18 protein-coding genes are annotated in these 19,741 nt (G+C 65.8%); 10 read left to right on the plus strand and 8 right to left on the minus strand.

Annotated elements, in window-relative coordinates; translation table 11 throughout:
* Positions 1 to 598 precede the first annotated feature (598 nt).
* Genes G9Q80_RS10445 through G9Q80_RS10465 form a run of 5 tightly spaced genes read left to right on the plus strand, consistent with a single transcriptional unit; the run spans position 599 to position 6,783 of the window.
* Positions 599 to 1,417, plus strand: a complete 819-nt coding sequence (locus G9Q80_RS10445) for a creatininase family protein (RefSeq protein WP_088715065.1) — start codon at positions 599 to 601, stop codon at positions 1,415 to 1,417.
* Positions 1,410 to 3,002: a CocE/NonD family hydrolase gene (locus tag G9Q80_RS10450; RefSeq protein ID WP_088715066.1), complete on the plus strand. Its 1,593-nt coding sequence runs from the start codon at positions 1,410 to 1,412 to the stop codon at positions 3,000 to 3,002. Before G9Q80_RS10445 ends, G9Q80_RS10450 begins: the two co-directional genes overlap by 8 nt.
* Positions 2,995 to 4,023 carry an ABC transporter ATP-binding protein gene (locus tag G9Q80_RS10455; protein WP_088715067.1) on the plus strand — a complete coding sequence of 343 codons (1,029 nt, stop codon included), beginning with the start codon at positions 2,995 to 2,997 and terminating at the stop codon, positions 4,021 to 4,023. The genes G9Q80_RS10450 and G9Q80_RS10455 overlap by 8 nt, the downstream gene beginning before the upstream one ends.
* A 34-nt stretch (positions 4,024 to 4,057) precedes the next feature.
* Complete coding sequence (locus G9Q80_RS10460) at positions 4,058 to 5,098, plus strand: ABC transporter substrate-binding protein (RefSeq protein WP_088668936.1); 1,041 nt, start codon at positions 4,058 to 4,060, stop codon at positions 5,096 to 5,098.
* Positions 5,095 to 6,783 (plus strand): ABC transporter permease subunit, encoded by a 1,689-nt coding sequence (locus G9Q80_RS10465; RefSeq protein WP_069209792.1) that lies wholly within the window; start codon positions 5,095 to 5,097, stop codon positions 6,781 to 6,783. Before G9Q80_RS10460 ends, G9Q80_RS10465 begins: the two co-directional genes overlap by 4 nt.
* 17 nt (positions 6,784 to 6,800) lie before the next feature.
* Here the strand turns inward: G9Q80_RS10465 and G9Q80_RS10470 are convergent, their stop codons facing one another.
* Complete coding sequence (locus G9Q80_RS10470; RefSeq protein ID WP_198549977.1) at positions 6,801 to 7,742, minus strand: LysR family transcriptional regulator; 942 nt, start codon at positions 7,740 to 7,742, stop codon at positions 6,801 to 6,803.
* Between the two features lie 61 nt (positions 7,743 to 7,803).
* Here G9Q80_RS10470 and G9Q80_RS10475 point away from each other — a divergent pair, with 61 nt between their 5' ends.
* Genes G9Q80_RS10475 through G9Q80_RS10490 form a run of 4 tightly spaced genes read left to right on the plus strand, consistent with a single transcriptional unit; the run spans position 7,804 to position 10,547 of the window.
* The gene (locus G9Q80_RS10475; protein ID WP_043139959.1) at positions 7,804 to 8,229 is read left to right on the plus strand and encodes a cupin domain-containing protein; all 426 of its coding nucleotides are present in this window, start codon (positions 7,804 to 7,806) and stop codon (positions 8,227 to 8,229) included.
* 1 nt (position 8,230) lies between these two features.
* Entirely contained in the window at positions 8,231 to 9,022 is a 792-nt protein-coding gene (locus tag G9Q80_RS10480) for a cysteine hydrolase family protein (RefSeq protein ID WP_088715068.1), read from the plus strand.
* A complete protein-coding gene (gene hpxZ / locus G9Q80_RS10485) occupies positions 9,019 to 9,408 on the plus strand; it encodes an oxalurate catabolism protein HpxZ (protein ID WP_175459213.1) in 390 nt (129 codons plus the stop codon). Before G9Q80_RS10480 ends, hpxZ begins: the two co-directional genes overlap by 4 nt.
* The gene (locus tag G9Q80_RS10490; protein WP_088715069.1) at positions 9,408 to 10,547 is read left to right on the plus strand and encodes an amidase; all 1,140 of its coding nucleotides are present in this window, start codon (positions 9,408 to 9,410) and stop codon (positions 10,545 to 10,547) included. The genes hpxZ and G9Q80_RS10490 overlap by 1 nt, the downstream gene beginning before the upstream one ends.
* A gap of 48 nt (positions 10,548 to 10,595) precedes the next feature.
* Here G9Q80_RS10490 and G9Q80_RS10495 read toward each other — a convergent pair whose 3' ends face one another.
* Positions 10,596 to 11,423, minus strand: a complete 828-nt coding sequence (locus tag G9Q80_RS10495; RefSeq protein WP_088715070.1) for a phosphogluconate dehydrogenase C-terminal domain-containing protein — start codon at positions 11,421 to 11,423, stop codon at positions 10,596 to 10,598.
* 105 nt (positions 11,424 to 11,528) lie between these two features.
* Here G9Q80_RS10495 and G9Q80_RS10500 point away from each other — a divergent pair, with 105 nt between their 5' ends.
* Positions 11,529 to 12,881, plus strand: a complete 1,353-nt coding sequence (locus G9Q80_RS10500; RefSeq protein ID WP_088715071.1) for a four-carbon acid sugar kinase family protein — start codon at positions 11,529 to 11,531, stop codon at positions 12,879 to 12,881.
* Here the strand turns inward: G9Q80_RS10500 and nanR are convergent.
* The 6 genes from nanR to G9Q80_RS10530 form a co-directional block, all read right to left on the minus strand.
* Positions 12,878 to 13,588: a transcriptional regulator NanR gene (gene nanR / locus G9Q80_RS10505; protein ID WP_043140126.1), complete on the minus strand. Its 711-nt coding sequence runs from the start codon at positions 13,586 to 13,588 to the stop codon at positions 12,878 to 12,880. The genes G9Q80_RS10500 and nanR overlap by 4 nt on opposite strands.
* Before the next feature lie 74 nt (positions 13,589 to 13,662).
* Positions 13,663 to 15,390 carry a D-apionate lactonase family protein gene (locus G9Q80_RS10510; RefSeq protein WP_088715072.1) on the minus strand — a complete coding sequence of 576 codons (1,728 nt, stop codon included), beginning with the start codon at positions 15,388 to 15,390 and terminating at the stop codon, positions 13,663 to 13,665.
* Positions 15,387 to 16,406 (minus strand): Gfo/Idh/MocA family protein, encoded by a 1,020-nt coding sequence (locus tag G9Q80_RS10515; RefSeq protein ID WP_088715073.1) that lies wholly within the window; start codon positions 16,404 to 16,406, stop codon positions 15,387 to 15,389. The genes G9Q80_RS10510 and G9Q80_RS10515 overlap by 4 nt, the downstream gene beginning before the upstream one ends.
* A 13-nt stretch (positions 16,407 to 16,419) precedes the next feature.
* Entirely contained in the window at positions 16,420 to 17,484 is a 1,065-nt protein-coding gene (locus tag G9Q80_RS10520) for an ABC transporter permease (protein ID WP_074620279.1), read from the minus strand.
* Positions 17,481 to 19,055, minus strand: coding sequence for a sugar ABC transporter ATP-binding protein (locus tag G9Q80_RS10525; RefSeq protein ID WP_088715074.1), 1,575 nt, complete (start codon positions 19,053 to 19,055; stop codon positions 17,481 to 17,483). Before G9Q80_RS10525 ends, G9Q80_RS10520 begins: the two co-directional genes overlap by 4 nt.
* Entirely contained in the window at positions 19,052 to 19,702 is a 651-nt protein-coding gene (locus tag G9Q80_RS10530) for a DUF2291 family protein (protein ID WP_088715075.1), read from the minus strand. Before G9Q80_RS10530 ends, G9Q80_RS10525 begins: the two co-directional genes overlap by 4 nt.
* Positions 19,703 to 19,741: the final 39 nt, after the last annotated feature.

The raw sequence follows: 19,741 nt of genomic DNA on the forward strand, positions 1-19,741 counted from the left end.
GAGAGTCAAAAAGGTTCGGGCCAGAGACTTTGGTTTTCCGAAAAGTGGCAAGGTTCGCCCAACTCTGCGGCACAGTCCGATGAGCGCGTTTCGCCTCCGCGCGCCCTATCTGCAAACTGCGCTTGTCATCCCGCCGCGGTCATCGGGACACGTCCCGGTCGCGCCTTGATTTTATGCAATTCCGCTGTTTGCGCCCATCTATGCGGCACCGCAGCATTCCCCCTGCGGCGCCCCTCCTGCGCGACACCCGGACTGAACCCGCAGCACCCGGTTGCTGAACGGCGCAATCCACGCCTGCGCCTCGACCGGAGAGGGGTCAGCCTGACACGGACGGTCCGCCCCCTGTCCGAGGTCCGCAGTCCCTTGCAAAACATGCGAATATTGCGATCAGGACAGCCGGGATGCATCCCCGGCCAAGGCCGGCGAGGCTGCCGAGGCACTGTCACCCGGACGCCGCTTTACCTCGACATCTGTGGGGCCACCCCGCCAATCGTTGCCATTTTGGCAACGCAAACCTCTAATTTCGCCGCTTTTACTGCATCAAAAACCGCGACAACAGTCAGGTGAATCACTCGAACACCTGACGGAGACGGCGCAGATGAAGCTCAAATCGAACTGGTGGTGGGATCTCTCCACCAAGGATTTTTCCGAACTGGACATGAGCAAGGTCGTCGCCGTTTTGCCCACGGCCGCGGTGGAACAGCACGGCCCCCACCTGCCCGTCCGCGTCGACAGCGCCATCAATGCAGGCATCATGGAGCGCGTCGCCCAGCGCATCCCGGACGACCTGCACGCCCTGATCCTGCCGATGCAAGCGGTGGGCAAATCGGTCGAACACCTGGAATTCCCCGGCACCCTAACGCACAGCTACGAGACCCTCGCCCGGGTCTGGTTCGAGATCGGTGAAAGCGTCGCGCGCACCGGCTGCCGCAAGCTGGTCTTTGCCAACTGGCACGGCGGCCAACCCCAGGTGATGGAAATCGTCTGCCGAGAGTTGCGGGTCAAGCTGGGCATGTTCGCGGTCAGCGCCAATGCCTCGGCGGACCTCGATGTCTCGGACCTCTTCGACGGACAAGAGATGAAGCACGGCATTCACGGCGGCGAATTCGAAACCTCGCTGTTGCTGGAACTGCACCCCGAACTGGTGGACATGGACTTGGCCGAGGATTTCGAGCCGCTCTCGGTCGAGATGGAAAAGGCCGGCGGCATCCTCACCCCCGAAGGCCGCATCGGTTACGGCTGGCAGACGCAGGACCTGCACCCCTCCGGTGCCTGCGGCAATGCCGCCGCCGCCGATGCGAAACGCGGCCGGATCGCGCTGGACCGTGCCGCCGACCGGTTCGTCGCGCTGTTGAAGGAGGTCCGGGATTTCCCGATCGAACGCGTGACGCAGAAAACCATGTTCAACGATGCGTGACATGGTGGACAGCCCACGACGGCCCCTCCTGCCGGTGCAGGCCCCTGTCCGGCAGGAGCTGCGCCTGAAGGACGGAACCCGGCTGGTCGCCGACATCTGGCGGCCGGACACGCAGGACACTCTGCCGGTCCTGCTGATGCGCCAGCCCTATGGCCGCGCCATCGCCTCGACCGTCACACTGGCCCATCCCGCATGGTACGCGGCGCGCGGCTATATCGTCGCCGTCCAGGACGTGCGCGGCACCGGCGACTCCGAGGGCGATTTCGATGCCCTGGTCAACGAGGCGGCGGACGGCGCCGAGACCCTCGACTGGGCGCGCGACCTGCCGGGGTCGAACGGCAAGGTCGGTACATACGGATTCTCCTACCAGGGCACCACGCAGTTCCAGATGCTGGCCGGCGGCGCGCGGCCCGACGCAATGGCCGTCTCGATGGCATCGTGGTCGCCCTTGACCGACTGGCTCTCCGAGGGCGGATTGTTCCGCTGCCGGATGTCGGCCTCCTGGGCGGCGCAGATGGCCAGGTTGAAGGCCCGCCGGATGGGTGATTCAGTCGCGCTGGCGGCCTTGGCGCCGGAGCGGGGTTGGCAGGCGCATTTCGACTTTCTCATGTCACGCCCGGACCTGTCGCATCTTTCCCGCTGGGCCAAGGGCCAGCCGGGGGCAAACCCCGCTGCCGACCTGGCCCCGCCCCCTGCCGTACCCCTGATCCAGACCGCCGGGACCGCCGATTTCTTCCTTCGGGGCACGCTGGCCGCCGACAGGGCCTTTCGCGCGGTCTCACCTGACACCACGCATCTTGTCCTTGGTCCCTGGGGACACATCGGCTGGAACCGCTCCGCCGGCGCGGCGCGGCTGGCCCCGGGGGCGGAATTCTCTGTCGACCGGGCGCAGCTCGCCTTTTTCGATCACTACCTCAAGGACCACGGCCCACGGCCCGCTGCCGTCACCGCCTATGATGCGGGCAGGGACAGCTGGCATGACACCGACACGCTCGAAGGGTCCGGCGCAAAGGTCTATCACCTTGTGTCAGACGGCCTTGCCGCGCAGATGGTGACAGATGGCCGCCTGACGACAGACCCCGCGACGCCGGGGACCGACATGCTGGTCCTCGACCCCACCCGGCAGGCGCCGCTCTGTGGGGGCGCCTTCACCGGTCCGGTCGATATTGGCCCGCTGCACGACCGGTCCGACGTTGCCTGCTATACTACCGCCCCCATGACCTCATGCGTGCAGTTGCGCGACCGGGTCGAGGCCGAGATCGCTCTGGACGTCGATGGCCCCCATCCCGGGCTGGCGGCCACGCTTGCGGTCGTCGACCGGCAAGGCACCGCCACGGCACTGGCTACGACCGTCGCGCGCCTGAAAGGCGGGACGCTGCGCCTGGTGTTCGAGGGTCTCTTTCACAGCCTGCACTCCGGACAGTCCCTGCGCCTGTCCCTGCAGGCCGCCCCCCTGCCCGACTTCCAGCCCTATCCGGCCACCGCGCTGACCGATCCAGGCGTGTATGCCACGACCATCGCCATCGACCACGGCGCCAGCCGGCTTCTCGTCTTTACCGCAGATCAGGAAACACCCCATGCGTGACCGCAACTATCTCATTCTTGACGCGATTACCGCCATGTACGGAGACACCGTCGCGGTCGACCAGCTAACGCTGGAAATCGCACGCGGCGAGCTCTTGTCCCTGCTCGGCCCCTCGGGCTGTGGCAAGACCACGACGCTGCGCATGATCGCCGGTTTCATCCAGCCCACCTCCGGGCACATCATGGTAAACGGGCAGGACATCACGCGCCTGCCCCCGCACAAGCGCAACATCGGCGTGGTCTTCCAGGCCTATGCGCTGTTCCCGCACCTCTCGGCACTGGAAAACGTGGGCTTCGGCCTGCGGATGCGCAACATCCCCAAGGCCCGGCGACAGGAACGCGCCCGTGCGGCGCTGGACACCGTGGGCCTCGGTGCCTTTGCCGACCGCCTGCCCGGAAATCTCTCCGGCGGCCAGCAACAGCGCGTCGCCCTGGCCCGCGCGCTGGTGATCGAACCCGAGGTCCTGCTGCTGGACGAACCGCTGTCAAACCTCGACGCCAACCTGCGTTCGGAAATGCGCGACGAGATCCGCGCCCTGCAACAGCGCCTGGGCATCACCACCATCTTCGTCACGCACGACCAGCAAGAGGCGCTGTCGATGTCCGACCGCATCGCCGTCATGGACGGCGGGCTGATCTCTGAACTGGGCACCCCGGAACAGCTGTGCGATGCGCCGACGTCGGCCTTCACGGCCAAGTTCCTGGGCGCGCGCACGGTGCTGAACGGCAGCGTCGACAAAGGCGTGTTCCAGACCAAGGGCGTGCGCTGCGAAGGCGCGCCGGACGGCGCGACCAAGATGGTGCTCCGCGCCTCGCGCCTGCGCCTTGGCGACGCCCCGACCGGGCCGCTGTCCCTGTCGGGCACCGTCACCTCGGTCAACTACCTGGGCGAGACCTTCGAGATCGACCTTGCCTCGGCCAGCGGACCGGTCCGGCTGACCATTCCCTCGGACCTGACCGCCCCGCCCGCGGGCGCGACCGCCTCTGTCCAGGCCCTGCCCGGCGCCGTGACCTTCATCTGAACGACCCAACCACCAACCAACAGGAGTGACTAACATGGCTATGAACCGCAGACAGTTTACCGGCCTGATGGCCGCGGGCCTCGCCGCCCCGGCGTCGATCATCCGTCCGGCCTACGCCCAGCCCAAACCCGGCGACGAACTGGTCGTCGGCATCTGGGGCGGCGCGCAGGAAAAGATCGTAAAGAAGCACATCGAACCCAAGCTGGTCGAGAAATACGGCTGCAAGGTGTCCTACGTCCTTGGCGGCACCGGCGAACGCCGCGCGCGCGCCTACGCGGAACGTGGCCGGCCCAGCTTTGACGTGCTGTACCTGAACATCTACGAAAGCCGCCAGGCCGTTGCCGATGGCGTCACCCAGCCCGCAAGCCCCGCGGTGCCGAACTACGAATACCTCTACCCGCTGGCCCGCAAAGGCGGTTACGGCGTGGCCTTCAACCCCTGCACCATCGTCTACGACAAGACCGCCGCCTCGGCGCCGATCACCTCGTGGAAGGACATGTGGAACCCGGAATGGAAAGGCCGGATCGCCTGGCCGAACGGCCTGGGCGCCGAGGGCATCTCGGCCCTGATGATGACCGCCAAGGCCTGGGGCTACGGCATCGACGAGTTCGACAAGGTGGTCGAGAAGGTCAAGGAGCTGAAACCCTTTGCCGGCATCCAGGGCAGCCAGGCACAACTGTTCGACATGCTGGACCAGAACGTCGCCGACCTGTCGGTCGAGTTCGCCTCCTTCACCCGCATGTACGCCGAAAGCCGCAATCCGAACTGCGCCATCGCAGAGCCGATCGAGGGCCAGGCCGTGACGATGAACGTGGCCTGCATCACCGAGGGCACGCGCAACCAGAAGCTGGCCGAGGAATGGGTGAACCTCCACCTCAGCCCCGAGACCATGCTCGCCTACGCGAACGAGATCTACTACTCGCCCACGGTCAACAACGTCGAGATCCCGCCCGAGCTTCAGGGCAAGGTCATCACCGCCGGCAATGTCGACAGCCTCGTCGACTTTGACTGGGACTACATCAACGCCCACCGCTCCGAGTGGCAGGCGAAATACGACCGGGAGATCGCTGGATGAAACGTTGGATCGGTCCGGTTCTGTCCTTTCCCGTAACCGCATGGCTGCTTCTGGCTTTCGCGGCGCCGATGATCGTGGTCGTGCTGCTGTCGCTACACGAATACCCCAGCCCCTTCGGCCCGGTGATCCAGAGCCCGTCCCTGGTACAATTCGTCAAGATCCTGACCGATCCATTCTATCTTTCGGTGATTGCCGAAACGGTGCTGCTCGGCCTGGCCGTGACCGCCATTTCGGCTCTGCTCGGATACCCACTGGCCTACTGGCTGGCGCGCATGCCATCGAAATGGCGTGCGCTGTCCTTCGCGGTGATCCTCATCCCGCTGCTGACCAACGTGGTTGTCCGGTCGCTGGGGATCATGTTGCTGCTGTCGCCGCAGGGATTGATCAACACCTTCACGGGATGGTTCGGCATTCCGCCGGTGGAAACCATGCTGTTCAACCACGGGGCGGTCATCATCGCGCTGGCGCAGGTCTTCATGCCCTTCATGGTGCTGGCGCTCTATGACAACTTGCAGAACACCTCTCCACGCATCCACGAGGCCGCCGAAAGCCTGGGCGCCTCGCCGGGGATGCGCTTTCTGACCGTCGATTTCCCGATGTCGCTGCCCGGGTTGCGGTCGGGCGTCATCGTGGTCTTCCTGATGGCGACCACCTCTTACGTCTCTGCCACGCTGCTGGGCGGTGGCAAGGTCTGGACGATGGGGATGCTGGTCCTGAACGAGGCGATCAGCAATCTCAACGCAACGATGGCCTCGGCCCTGTCGCTGGTCATGACGACGGTCGGGCTGGGCTTCATCGCGCTGGCGACCCTCTGGCTCAACCGCTTCATGCGCTGGCGCCAGGGCGTGCCGTCCTCGCCGTGGACGATCCCCGCCTGGGTGGCGACCCTGGTCGACACCGTCGGGGCGCCGCTGCGCTACCTGCTGCTGTTCTGCTCGATCGGGCTGCTGATCCTGCCGCTGGTGCTGGTCATGGTCCAGAGCTTCAACGACGTGCCGCTAGCCACCGCGGCCGGGTTCAAGGGCTTTACCCTGGAATGGTATCGCCGCGTCCTGATCGAGGGGGACTACACCTCCAACTTCGTGGTGTCGGTCAAGCTGGCCCTGGTCGCCGTGGCCATCGCGGTCGCGCTGGCGATGCCCGCCGCCTTTGCCCTTGCACGCTATCCGTTCCGGATGCGTCCGCTGCTGCTGGCCTTCTGGATGCTGCCCCTGTCGCTGCCCGGCGTAGCCATCGCCGTCGGCATGTTGAAGCTGCTTCAGGTCTACCTGATCATCCCGCCCTTTGCCGGGTTGGTCTCGATCCACGTCGTCGTGATCCTGCCCTTCATCATCACCCTGCTCACCACCTCTGCCATGTCCCTCGACCGTTCACTGGAAGAGGCCGCCGCCAGCCTGGGCGCAAACAAGATGCGTTGTTTCCTGCTGGTGACGCTGCCCGGCATGGCGCCGGGGATCTTCGCGGCGGCGCTGGTCGGCTTCCTGATGAGCTTTGGCGAAGTCACGGTGACCAGCTTCCTGACCACCGCCCGCCTGACGACACTGCCGGTCAGGATCTATTCCGAGGCAACCTTTGCGCTGGAACCAACGGCGCATGCGATCTCTGCCCTGCTGATCGTCGTCACCACGGTGGCGCTGGCGCTGCTGGGCAAGTTCGTGCGCCTCGACCGGCTCTATTCGAGGTGACGCCGATGGAACGTCTCTCAGCCCAGGGCGGCGCGGAAATGCTCTGCCAGGACACTGCCCAGCGCGGACGGGTTCCGGTCCGGCCCCAGCAGGATGAGCCGCTGCGTCTCGCGGGCGAATTCCTCGACCGGAACAAAGGCAAGCTGACCTGCGGCCACCTCCGTCTCGATGTCGAAGGGCGTCAGGAAGGTGATGCAGCCCCCCAGCCGTGTCAGGTGGCGCATCATCTCGATCGAGTTGGTCTCGATCAGGTCGCTGGGTCGTCCGCCGGAACGGGCAAAGAGCTTTTCCAGGTGCGGGCGGATCACCATGCTCGTATCCGCCACCACCATCGTGTAGTCGGCGCATTCGTCCAGCCGGACACTGGAGCGCCCCGCAAAGGGGTGGTCCGGCGGCACGACAACGCCAAGGTTGACCATCGCGACCGCCAGTTGCCGGACGTTGGGACGCGGTGGAAAGTCGAAGCCGATGGCGAGGTCCGAATGCCCCTCGGCCACGGCGGCGATCATCTCGTCCGGGTCGGTCATCAGCTGCAGACGCACCGCGACCTTGGGGTTCGCCTTGCGGAACTGCATCACCACGCGCGGCACGATGTTCGAGGCAAGGCCGCTCATCAGCACGACCGAAACCTCGCCCCGGCGCAGCCCCTTGAGGTCCTCGATCAGGGCCAGGTTCCGGTCCATCTCGCGCAGGGTCTCACGGATGTGGACCAGCAGGATTTCCCCTGCCGCCGTCAGCGTCAGCGACCGGGGCGCCCGGTTGAAGATCGGCGTGCCCAGGTCATCCTCCAACGACTTGATCTGCCGCGAGATCGCCGAGGCCGCGACGTTCAGCTTGTCCGCCGCCGCCCGGATCGACCCCTGTCGCGCCACCTCGTCCACATAGGTCAGAACCCTCGCGTGCATCCGTTTCTCCGTTGCCAATCCGTCATCGAAACTCGGGTTTCCGATGCCATTCATGGCACGTCCGCCCCCTCATCACCATCCCGCAAGACTGCGTACTGACAAGAGGTTTCCCCAGATGATCAAATCCTTCTCACATGAACAGGTGGCCAAGGCCGAAGCCTGGAAGATCGCACCCTCGGACAGCAATTATTTCGTGATGCTCTTCGACCCCGCCAATGCGCCCACCGACAACATCTACGTCGTCGAGATCTTCACCAAGGGCGGCGCGACCCCGCCGAACAGCCATTCCAAGGCGCATGAGTTCTTTTACGTCATCGAGGGCGAGGGCTATGCCTCGTCCGATGGCGACCGCCTGCCCATCGCGAAAGGCGACGCGCTGCTGCTGAACCCCGGTTCTGTCCACGTCGTCGAGAACACCGGCGCGGGCAAGCTCTATACCCTGACCGTCATGACCCCGAACCAGGATTTCTCCGAGCTGATCCGGTCGGGAGAGCGGGTAGAACTGGACGACGAAGACCTGCGCGTCCTGACAGAGGCCTGAAATGACGGACCTTTCCCCCGACACCCCCCTGCCCCTTGGTGCCACGCCGCGCAACGCATGGCATGTCAGCAAATCCAGCGTCGACATGACCCGCAGCCAGCCGCCGGTACGTCCCGTCACCCTGCGCGACCGCGACCGTGCCGTCACCATCGACTTGTCGCGAACGGCGATCATCGTGATCGACATGCAGAACGACTTTTGCCACGGCGACGGCTGGCTGGCTCAGCTCGGCGTCGACGTGTCCCCCGCACGGGCGCAGATCGCGCCGTTGCAGGCCTTGTTGCCTGAACTCAGGGCACAGGACGTGCCGGTCATCTGGCTCAACTGGGGCAACCGGCCCGACCGCATGAACTTGCCGCCCTCGGTGCTGCATGTCTACGATCCCGACGGTCGTTCGACCGGCATCGGCAAGCCGCTGCCCTCGAACGGGTCGCATGTGCTGGAGGAAGGCAGCTGGGCCGCCGCCGTGGTCGATGAGTTGGCGCCGGAACCGGGCGACATCGCCGTGTCGAAATACCGGATGTCCGGGTTCCAGGACACCGAACTGGACAGCATCCTGCGCAACCTCAGCATCACCACCGTGCTGTTCGCGGGCGTCAACGCCGATCAATGCGTGCTGTGCACGCTGCAGGACGCCAATTTCCTCGGCTACGACGTCATCATGCTCGAGGACTGCTCGGGCACGACCTCGCCCGGATATTGCATGGATGCGACGCTCTACAACGTGCGACAGTGTTTCGGCTTTGTCGGAGACAGCAAGGACATCCTGAAAGCGATCGGAGACGGCGCATGACCGTGACGTTGAACCAGCCCGAGGCGCTGGCAGAGCTGACCGCCGCCTGCGACCTCTACGAAACCGCGCTGATGGACAATGACCTGGAGGTCCTGGACGGCTTGTTCTGGGACAATCCAAACACGCTGCGATACGGCGTGGGCGAAAACCTCTACGGGATCGAGGAAATCCGCGCCTTCCGCAAGGGCCGCACCGGCGGATCGCCCCAACGTGAGGTCATCCGGCGCGAGATCACGACACTTGGGCCGGATGTCGGCATCTGCAACCTGCAGTTCCAGCGCGTCGGCTCGACCCGCATTGGCCGCCAGAGCCAGACCTGGGTTCGCACCGAAGACGGCTGGCGCGTGGTCGCGGCCCATGTCTCGCTGATGCAGGACGGATCGTGATGCATTTCAGCGCCCCTCCCTTCGTCTCGATCTTCGACCCGCCGCTGTCCGCGGGCAAGGGGCCACTGACGGGTCTGCGCCTTGCCGTGAAAGACAATTTCGACGTCACCGGGCATGTCACCGGCTGTGGCAACCCCGAATGGGCCGCGACGCATGAGGCGGCCGAAACGACCGCCCCCCTTGTCGCTCGGCTGCTGGACCTCGGGGCCGAGGCCATCGGAAAGACCCAGATGGACGAACTGGCCTATTCCCTGATGGGACAGAACGCGCGCTACGGCACCCCCGTGAACCCGATCACGCCGGACCGGATGCCCGGCGGTTCCTCGTCCGGTTCCGCCGTGGCGGTGGGCTCCGGTGCCGTCGAAATTGGGCTGGGGACGGACACCGGCGGGTCCGTGCGCCTGCCTTCGGCCTTTTGCGGTGTCCATGGCTGGCGCCCGACCCACGGCCTGTTGCCGGCAGAGGGCCTTGTGCCGCTGGCCCAGAGCTATGACGTGCCGGGCTTCATGACGCGGGACACGGAAACGCTTGCCTTGGTGGCGGAGCAGTTCGCACCGGCGGCCGCCCCCCTGGACGGCGCGTTCCTGTATCCCGAAGACCTCTGGCACTTGGCAGAGCCGGAGACTGCCGAGGCGCTACTGCCCCCCGGCCAGGATCTTGGTCCCCCACTGTTTTCCGATGACCTGCGCACCCTGCTCCTGCCGACTTTCCGGATCTGCCAGGGAGCAGAGGTGGCCGCGAATTTCCGCGACTGGATCGCAGAGACCGCGCCGGCCTTCGGCCCCGGCATCCAACAGCGGTTCGAAGGCGCGCTTGCCCTGACGGTCGAAGAGATCGCGCAGGCGCGCAAGGACCGCTCCCGGATCGAGGACCACCTGGTCGCCAGTCTTGGAGAGCGGAACGTGATCGTCCTGCCCACGGCACCGGGTCCTGCCCCGCTGCTGTCCGTCAAGGGCGAAGAAATGGAAGACTACCGCAACCGCGCTCTGACGCTGCTGTCCTTGGCGGGTCATGCCGGGCTGCCACAGGTCAGCCTGCCGATGCGCACCCGCGCCGGGCTGCCTGTCGGTCTGTCGCTGGTCGGTCCGCGTGGCAGTGACCGGGCGCTCATTGCACTGGCGCGCCAGATGCAGGCGTGACCGCGTCACGCCAAGTTGGCCGCCCCGAACAGGGGCGGCCCATTCGAGTCACGTGATGCGCCGGATGCTGGCGGCGATCTCGTCCATTTCAAAGACGTTTTTCCAGTCGTCGCGCATCAGGGCGGGCTTGCCGAATTCGATGGCCTTGTTGCAGGCGTCCGAGAACTGTCCCTCGACCTCGTCGAAGATCACCGCGCCGAGGATGTTCATGTGCCCCAGCAGGAAATCCCGCGCGCAGTCATAGCTGACACCGCGTTTGACGACCTCGTCCATCGCCTCGCGCATCACCACCAGCAGCGAGGCACAGACGGTTTCCGACAGGCCCGGCTCCAGCAGGGCCATCTGTTCGACGGTGACCCGATAGGTGCGGGCGACCGGGGCATAGATCGCGCGGGCGATGGCATCGCCCAGCGCGTAATGCTCTTCCGGCCCCTGCATCAGCGCGTTGACCACGCCCTGTTGCGCCGCGACGCCGCCGAAATGGTCCTTGCGACCGGCCTCGGTGGATTCGTCGTTGAAGATCGGCGGGTGGCAGGGATGGGTCACGAAGTAGGTGATGTCCTCCCGTTCCGGCAGGTGCCCGGCATAGGGCGCCGCCGCATCCAGGATGACCACCATCGTGCCCGCCGCCAGCGTCGGCACGACGTTCGCCGCAACCTTGCCGATCACGGTGTCCGGCACCGCAAGGATGACAACTTCTGCCCCCTGCAACCCGGTTTCGGCATCGACCGCCTCGACACCGACCTCGGTCTTCAGGCGCGCCTTTCCGGGGTCGCTGATCTCGATATGGCTGACGTCGAAATCCGTCTTCGCGAGGTTCAGCGAAAGACGGACCCCCATTTTGCCGCCAGCTCCGAAAAGCGCGACTTTGGTCATTATGGAATCCTCCGGTAGGGCTTGCTTAACTGGTATGATCAGATAATATCATGCGAACAATGTCAACAGGCGACAGGCCTCTTGCCACGGGAAGGACCACATTTCATGACGCCAAGACTGGCCTGGCTGGGCGACGATTTCACCGGATCGGCCGCCGTGATGGAGGTGCTGGCCTTTGCGGGCCTGCGGACGGTGCTGTTTTCCGGCCCTCCGTCCGAGGCGCTGGCCGCCCGTTTCGCCGATGTCGAGGCGGTCGGCATCGCCACCACCGCGCGCACCGACAGCCCCGACGCCATGCGGGCCAACCTGCCTGCCCCCCTCGCCTGGCTGGACGCGACGGGCGCACCGATCCTGCATTACAAGGTCTGTTCCACCTTCGATTCCGCGCCGCACAGCGGCAACATCGGCACCGCCATCGAATTGTGCCAGGCCCAGCGCGCCTCGGCAGGTGTGCCACTGGTTACCGCTGCCCCGCAAATGCGGCGCTACCAGGCGTTCGGGCACCTGTTTGCGGGCACCTTCGAGGGTGTCTTTCGGCTGGACCGCCACCCGGTGATGTCCCGCCACCCGGTCACGCCGATGACCGAGTCCGACCTCTTGCGCCACCTCTCGGCGCAGACCGACCTGCCCTCTGCCCTGCTGGACCTGGAAACGCTCTGGTCCGGCGAGGCCCAGGCGGCACTGGATCACGCCCTGGACAACGGTGCACGCATCCTGTCTTGCGATAGCATGGAGCCGCTCAGTGAAACTGCCGTCGGCAAGCTGATCTGGGAGAACCGCAATCGCCTGCGCGTGGCGGTCGGCTCTCAGGGGCTGGAATATGCGCTGGTGCGTTACTGGCAGGAGAGCGGCGAGCTGCCACCGCCCCCGCCGGTGCAGGGCGCCGGCAAGGTGGCGCAGATCGCTGCCGTCTCCGGCTCCGTCTCGCCCAGCACGGCGCGGCAGCTGGACTGGTCCGCCGCAAATGGCTTTGCGGTGATCCCATTCGATACCGTATCCGTGCTGGGCGATCCCGGTACGCTGGCGCGTGAGATCGACCGTTGCGCAGGTGCCGCGACCGATGCGGCGCAGACCGGGGCCAGCCCGCTTGTCACCTCGGCCCAGGGTCCCGACGATCCGCGCGTCGCGGCGTTCCGCACCGCCCTAGCCACCAGCGGCGTGTCGGCGGAAACCGCCAATGCCCGGATCGGCCAGTCTCTGGGCCGCATCCTGGACTGCGTGCTTCAGCAAACCGGCTTGCGCCGCGCCGTCATCTCGGGCGGTGACACCTCGGGCCACGGGATGCGCGCGCTGGGGCTGGACGCACTGCAGGCACTGGCCCCCACCATCCCCGGCGCGGCGCTTTGCCAGGGCTTTGGCGGCAGTACCCATGACGGGCTGCAAATCGCGCTCAAGGGCGGCCAGATGGGCAGCGAGGATTACTTTGGCTGGATCCGCGACGGCGGCGGGCCGCGTTAACCGTGCGGCCCGAAGGACACGCGTGAGCGTTCCAGGTGGCGGCGCATCTCCTCGACCGCGCCCTCGGCGTCATGCGCCTCGATGTGATCGACGATCTTGGCATGTTCGGCCAGGGTCACGTCCTCACTGCCGGAACGGTGCAACAGGCTGACATGGTATTCGAACAACCAGCCCAGCATGGCATCCGACACCGACTGGATGATCGGGTTGCCCGCCAGCGAGGCCAGCTTGCGGTGAAAGGCCATGTCGGTGGTGATGAAGGCATTGGCATCGCCCAACTGGCTGCGCTGCAAGTCGATCAGGGCGCGCAGTTCCGCCACGTCGTCCGGCGTCGCATTCTCGGCGGCGACGCGCACCATGCCCAGTTCGAACATCTGGCGGGCGTGTTTGAGATGGTCGAGGTTGGCGGGTGCAGAATCCAGTACCAGCCGCGCCAGTTCGTCCGACTGGGTCAGCACGCTGGCCGCATTGAGTTCGTTCACCCGAGACCGTTCGCCGTGGCTGATGGTGATCAACCCACTGTTGTGCAGCGATTGCAGCGCTTCGCGCACCGCCGGGCGACCCACGCCGAACCGTTCCATCAAGGCGCGCTCAGAGGGCATGTAGTCGCCGGGCTTCAACTCGCGCGTGCGGATCATCTCGTGCAGACGCTCCAGCACCTGTTCCGACAATTTGCGGCGGACAATCTTGTCGGGGGCAGATTTCATGGGGCTGTCCATTTCATGGGCTCCGGCGCGGACTCGTCAGGTAACATGATAAGTAGCCGTTTCAACTGCGCGGCTCAATCCATACCGCCGGACCAGCCATAGGGCATCAGCCCATGTCCGTCCTGCGGGGTCAGGTTGGCGCGCAGCCGCGTGGTCCCGGCGTCCAGCACCGCCAGCCCGTCGCGGACAGCGGCCTCTTGCACGTGTTGCCCCGCGATCCCGGACAGGGCCCGCAGGACCTGCGGCAAGGGTCCCGGATTGCCCACCACCCCGCGCGGACCATAGAGCGCCGCTGGCGTCCAGACGGCAATGTCGAACGGCGCCAGAGCCGCCGCCAGGCCCAGGGCATAGGCCGCGCCAAAGGCTCCACGGTGGCGCGGATCATCATCGGTCATGCAGACGCGCCCGGCGTCCGGGTTGGGGATCGTGCGAGAGCCATAGGGGTTCTGGCGCATGGCGATGGTCGCCGGTCCGATGCGATACGCGCGGTCCCCGATGAGCGCGCGGGCGGATCTTGCGATATGGGGCACGGCCTCCAGCGTTTCCATCACCGACAGGTCATCGGCGGCATGGACGATGGGGCAAAGCCCGTGGCTGACGAAATCCAGCGTCGCCAGTGGCGGGCGTTTGCGGTTGAGTTCCGTGAACAGGCTTGCCATCCCGCCGCCCCGGACGAGGCCGGGAAAGGCCCGCGCGGCGGCGGCGTGGATCTCTGCCAGCGGCGGACAGGCAGGCCATTCGGACCCCGGCGGCGTCGATTGCCGATCTACAGAGGGCACGACCAGCACAGAGGCCGGGGCAAAACCGCTGGCCGCGACGGCGTCGGCATGGGCCTGCAATTCGGCCTCCGGCGTCTGCGTGCCGTCGAACCGGCAGATCAGTTCCAGGTCATAGGCCACGTCCGGCCGCGCCGCCTGTGCCCGCGCAAAGGCCTCGATCTGCGGCGCGGCAGGCCCTTTGGCCGCGTCCACGTGGCACAACAGGCGCTGCGGGCACACCGGGTCCAGATCGCCGGGATTTTCCGCCAGCCGCGCTGCGTCCGCCGCATCCAGCACCAGCGCCATTTCCGGAAAGCGCGCCTCCTCCGGCGTGGGACGGGTGGCGACAGGCGCCGTCTGGCACGCTTCCCAGGTGATCTCGACGGATTGTTCCAGCACCTCGCCATCCGCAATGACATAGGGCCAGGGCAAGGCCAGCGGGCGGTTGTAGGTCTTGTACGATGCATCGCCCCACTGGCGCTGATCCTCCATCTCGAAGGTATCGCCACGAAATGCGCAGTGCACGCGCAACCCGTTGGCCCGATGGTCCAGCGTGGCAATGTCCATGAAAGGCTGCCAGGGGTCGATCAACTCGGGAAAGTGACTGTCCTCGACCTGCCCGTCCGCATGGGTGACACGCGCCGGACAGCCCGCGACACCCTCGATCGGATGCAACAGGGTAAAGCCGGCGCGGTTGGTTTCGAAATCCCCGGAGGCCTTGCCCCGGGCCTGGACCGTCAGCCGCCCTGCCCCGAGGGAGATCATCAGGTCGACATCCAGCCGCGCCGTCCCGGTGTCGAAGCGCATCGGCAAGGCGAGGTGCAGCGCAACGTCCCGGTTGTCGTGGGTCAGTGTCCCAAGGGTCGGCGCTATGGTGCCCCAGTCGCGATCCCGTGCGAGGAAAGCGACGGAGCGGATGATTTCGACACCACCCACGCGGATGTGGCGCAGCGCGCCGTCCTGCAAGTGCAGCGTCACCTCGCCATGCCGGATCTCCTCGGAGGCGGCGGGCGGCTGATCGGTGCCGTAAAGCGCCAGGTTCATAGCTCTGACAACGCGACGCTGCGCCCCTCCGCCGCCGACAGGTAAGCGGCCTCGACCAGCGCAAAGGTCCGCAGGTTGTCCGCGCCCGAGGTCTCGGGCGTGCGGCCCGCCGCAAGGCAATCGACGAAATGCTGCTGGATCAGCGCCACGCTTTCCTGGATGTTGTGCCAGGGCCGCTCCGCCCAGGGCAGCACAGGCGGCGAGACATCGCGCACCTCCTCCTGCCCGTCGCGCTGGATCGTCAGGCGATAGCCCGCGTCCAGCCGCAAGCTGCCCTCGGTGCCGTCGATTTCCAGCAGGGTTTCGGGAAAGGTCTCGGGCATCCGCCGCGTGGCATAGGAACAATCCACCACGGAGGTCACACCGCCACCGTGGGACAGCAGCATGGTGGCCACGTCCTCGCCACGGATATTCGGGTTGATCCGCCTGGTGGTGGCGCTGATCCGGTCCACGTCCCCGAACAGGGCACGGGCAATGTCGAGGATATGGATGCCCAGGTCCTCGATGATGAAACGCTCGCCTTCGGCAAGGTAGGGCTGCCCGGAAAAGACGTCATAGCCGGACCGGAAACTCACCCGGCCAAAGAAGGGCGTTCCGATGGCTCCGCCGCGCAGGGCCTCGATGGCCGCGCGCACCGCCGATTGCCAGCGAAAGTTCTCATGCACCATCAGCGTCTTGCCCGTGGCCTCGACCGCCGCGATCATGGCGCGGGCGTCGTCCATGTTCAGCGCAAAAGGCTTTTGGCAGATGACATGCACAGCGGCCGCTGCCGCCATTTCGACCAGAGGGCGATGCGATGGCACGGTGGTCGCGATATCGACGAAGTCGAACCCGCCTTCCGCAAACATCTCCGCCGCATCGGTGTAGCGGCGGTCGATGCCGAAAGCCTCGCCCGCCTCAGCCAGGCGGGTCTCGTCCCGGTCGCAGATCGCGACGATCTCGGCCCCCGTCACATCCGCCCAGCCGTGCAGTTGATTGCGGGCAAAGAAACCGCAGCCGATAAGTGCGCCCTTCATGCCATCCCTCCTCTTACTTGCCCAGCGCGGCCTGGGCCTGCAGCGCGACCTTGGCCTGGACCTTTTGCTGCGCCTGGTCGATGACCACGGCCGCGATGATGACAAGCCCCTTGATAACGGTCTGCCAGAAGGCTGACACCCCCATCATCACCAGCCCGTCCGACAGCACACCGATCACGAAGGCGCCGACGATCGTCCCGCCGATGCGCCCGCGCCCGCCGGACATGGAGGTGCCGCCCAGAACCGCCGCCGCGATGGCGTTCAGCTCGAAGGTGTCGCCGGTGGCCGGATGGGCGGCGACCAGCTGCGAAGAGATGATGATCCCCACCAGCGCCGCGCAGAAGCCCGAGAACATGTAGACGAAATACTTGACCTGGGTGACCTTGACCCCAGACAGGCCCGCCGCGCGTTCGTTGCCGCCGACGGCATAGATGAACCGGCCCAGGGGCGTGCGGCGCGCGATATAGGCGGCCAGGACACCCACCGCGATCAGCATCCAGATCGAGATCGGCACGCCAAGGAAATCGCCCGATCCGATCATGCGGTAGCTCTGCGAGCCGTATTCCGCGTTGCCCGAGAGGTTCGGAAAGGTCTTGCCGTCGCTGGACAGCATCGCCGCCCCGCGCGCGATGTAAAGCGTCCCGAGCGTGGCGATAAAGGGCGCCACGTTCAGCCTGGTGATCAGGAACCCGTTCAGCGCCCCGATGGCGATCCCCACCAGCGCGACCATCAGGCAGATTTCCAGCGTGTTGAACTGGATCGACCAGCCAAGCCCGATGTCGATCCCGTTCAGCAGCAAGTAGCCCGCCACCATCCCGCAAAGCCCGACGATGGAGCCCACCGACAGGTCGATCCCGCCCGAGACGATGACAAAGGTCATCCCGATGGCCAGAAAGGCGTTCAGTGCAACGTGTTTCGACATGATGACCATGTTCGCCGCCGACAGGAAGTTCGGCGCGAAGATCGAAAAGAACACGAAGACGAGGATCAGCGCGATGAAGGTCCGCGCCTTCAGGATCAATAGCAGCGTCGCGTTGGGGCTGGAGGCCCCGGCGGCACTTGCGGTCATGTCGGTCATTGTGCGGTCTCCCTTTCCGCGTCCTGTTCTGACAGGGGCGCGTGGCCGACGGCGGATGCGCTGACCAGCGCCGTTTCCGTGACCTCCTCCCTGCTGAATTCTCCGGTGATCCGCCCGTCCGACATCACGATGATGCGGTCCGACAGGCTCATGACCTCTTCGAGGTCGGATGTGACAAAGACGATGCCCAGCCCCTCGGCGGCCAGCTGGCGCATGACGCGAAAGACTTCGGCCTTGGCGCCGATGTCGATCCCGCGCGAGGGTTCGTCCATCAACAGCACCTTGGGCCCGGTCATCAGCGCCTTGGAAATCACCACCTTCTGCTGGTTGCCGCCCGAGAGCGCGGACACCGGATGTTCCGGCGAGGCGATCTTGATCACCATGCGGCGCACGAAATCCGCCACGCGCGAGCGTTCCTTGCCCAGGTCCATGTGCACGCCCCGGGTGAAGCTGCCGACAGAGGACAGCGTCATGTTCTCGCGGATCGACAGGATCTGGACCAGCCCGTCATGCTTGCGGTCCTCCGGGATCAGGGCCAGTCCCTTGGCGATCCGGTCGGGGACCGAGGGCCGGCCCATCTTATCGCCCTGCACCCAGACATCCCCTACGGCATGGGAATGCCGGCCGATGATGGTCTCCAGCAGTTCGGTCCGTCCGGCGCCCATCAGCCCGTAGATCCCCAGGATCTCACCCGCGCGCAGCGACAGGGACACACCGTCCACCGCAAAGCCGCCGCTGGTATCCGCCAGGCGCATGTTCTCGACCCGAAGGGCCTCGTCGCCGAAGGGATGTTCGATCTCCTTGGCGAAATCCTTGGAGCTGTCGCCGATCATGTTGCGCACGATCCAGGGAATATCGACGCCTTCCATCGACTGCGCCCCGGTGATCATCCCGTCCCGCAGGACTGTGATGTAGTCTCCGACGCGGATCAGTTCCTCCAGCCGGTGCGAGATGTAGACGATGCCGACGCCTTCGGCCTTCAGTTCCTCGATCACGCGAAACAGGATCTCGACCTCTGCGTTCGACAGGGCCGAGGTCGGCTCGTCCAGGATCAGAATGCGGGCGTCGCGCGACAGGCTCTTGGCGATCTCGACGATCTGCTGTTGCCCGACCTTCAGATCACCGACCAGCGTGTCCGGGTCGATGTCATGTTCCAGACGTTGCATCAGGGCGCGCGTGGCCTCGCGCTGCGCCGACATGTCGATATCGATGCCGCCGCGGGTCTTTTCATGCGCCATGAAGATATTGTCGGCCACGGTCAGGTTCGGGAACAGGTTGAGTTCCTGGAAGACGATGCCGATGCCATGCCGTTCGGCATCGTCGGTGGAGGTGAAATGCACCTCTTCGCCGTTCATCGTCACCGCGCCCGAGGTCAGCTGTTCGACCCCGGCGATGACCTTCATCATGGTGGATTTGCCGGCACCGTTCTCGCCCACCAGCACGTTGACCGCCCCCATGCGCAGGTCGAAATCAACCTCCTTGAGGGCGATGGTGCCGGGATAGACCTTGGTGCCGCCACGGATCGACAGGCCGATCGGATGGGCGCTGCCGGGGTCGGGATCGAGAGTCATGGAGTGGCCCCCATCTCGATTTCGACCGGCACGATTTCCGGCGTATCACCTGCGGCACGCAGGGTGAAGACGCCGGTGAAACTGACCGTCTGGCCGATCACGTCGCCCTCGGGCCGGGTCAGCCCGGCACTGGCACGTTCGTTCATCGCACGGGCCAGCTTGGCAAATTCGATCTGGTCGCGGAAATCGGTGAAAACGACAAAGGGCATGGCGTCGCGCATGGCGGTGCCGCGAATGATCGGCCCCAGCTGCAGCACCACGTCGGCGGCGCCGTCACCGTCCATGTCCACCTGCATCTTGGCGGCACGGCTGTCGAGCTTGGCCTCTGTTACGGTCCCGGTGCCCGAGACGACGAAATTCCAGGGGTTGGCCTCACCGTCCGGGCGCAGGCCGTGCGCTTCGCCGGCCGCGTCCAGCCCTTGTGCCAGCGCCTGACGCCAGGTGTCGTACGCCACCTCATGTTCGGCGATGACCGGCAATACCTGCGACTCCCAGTTCGCGTCGACATAGGCCGCCATGCGGGTCTCGTCGGTCTGGCTTGCCAGGGCTTCGGATTGGTCGTTGGGATCGGGATTGGGCACGATCTTGCAGGCCGCCGCAGGCAGCAACAGACAGACCAGCGCACCCGACAGGATCGCTTGGCGCATGGGACTTCCGGTGTTGTTCGAGGATGGGGCGGCCCGGCT

This window comes from Mameliella sp. LZ-28 (assembly GCF_012274245.1).
GTDB classification, from domain to species: Bacteria; Pseudomonadota; Alphaproteobacteria; order Rhodobacterales; family Rhodobacteraceae; genus Antarctobacter; species Antarctobacter albus.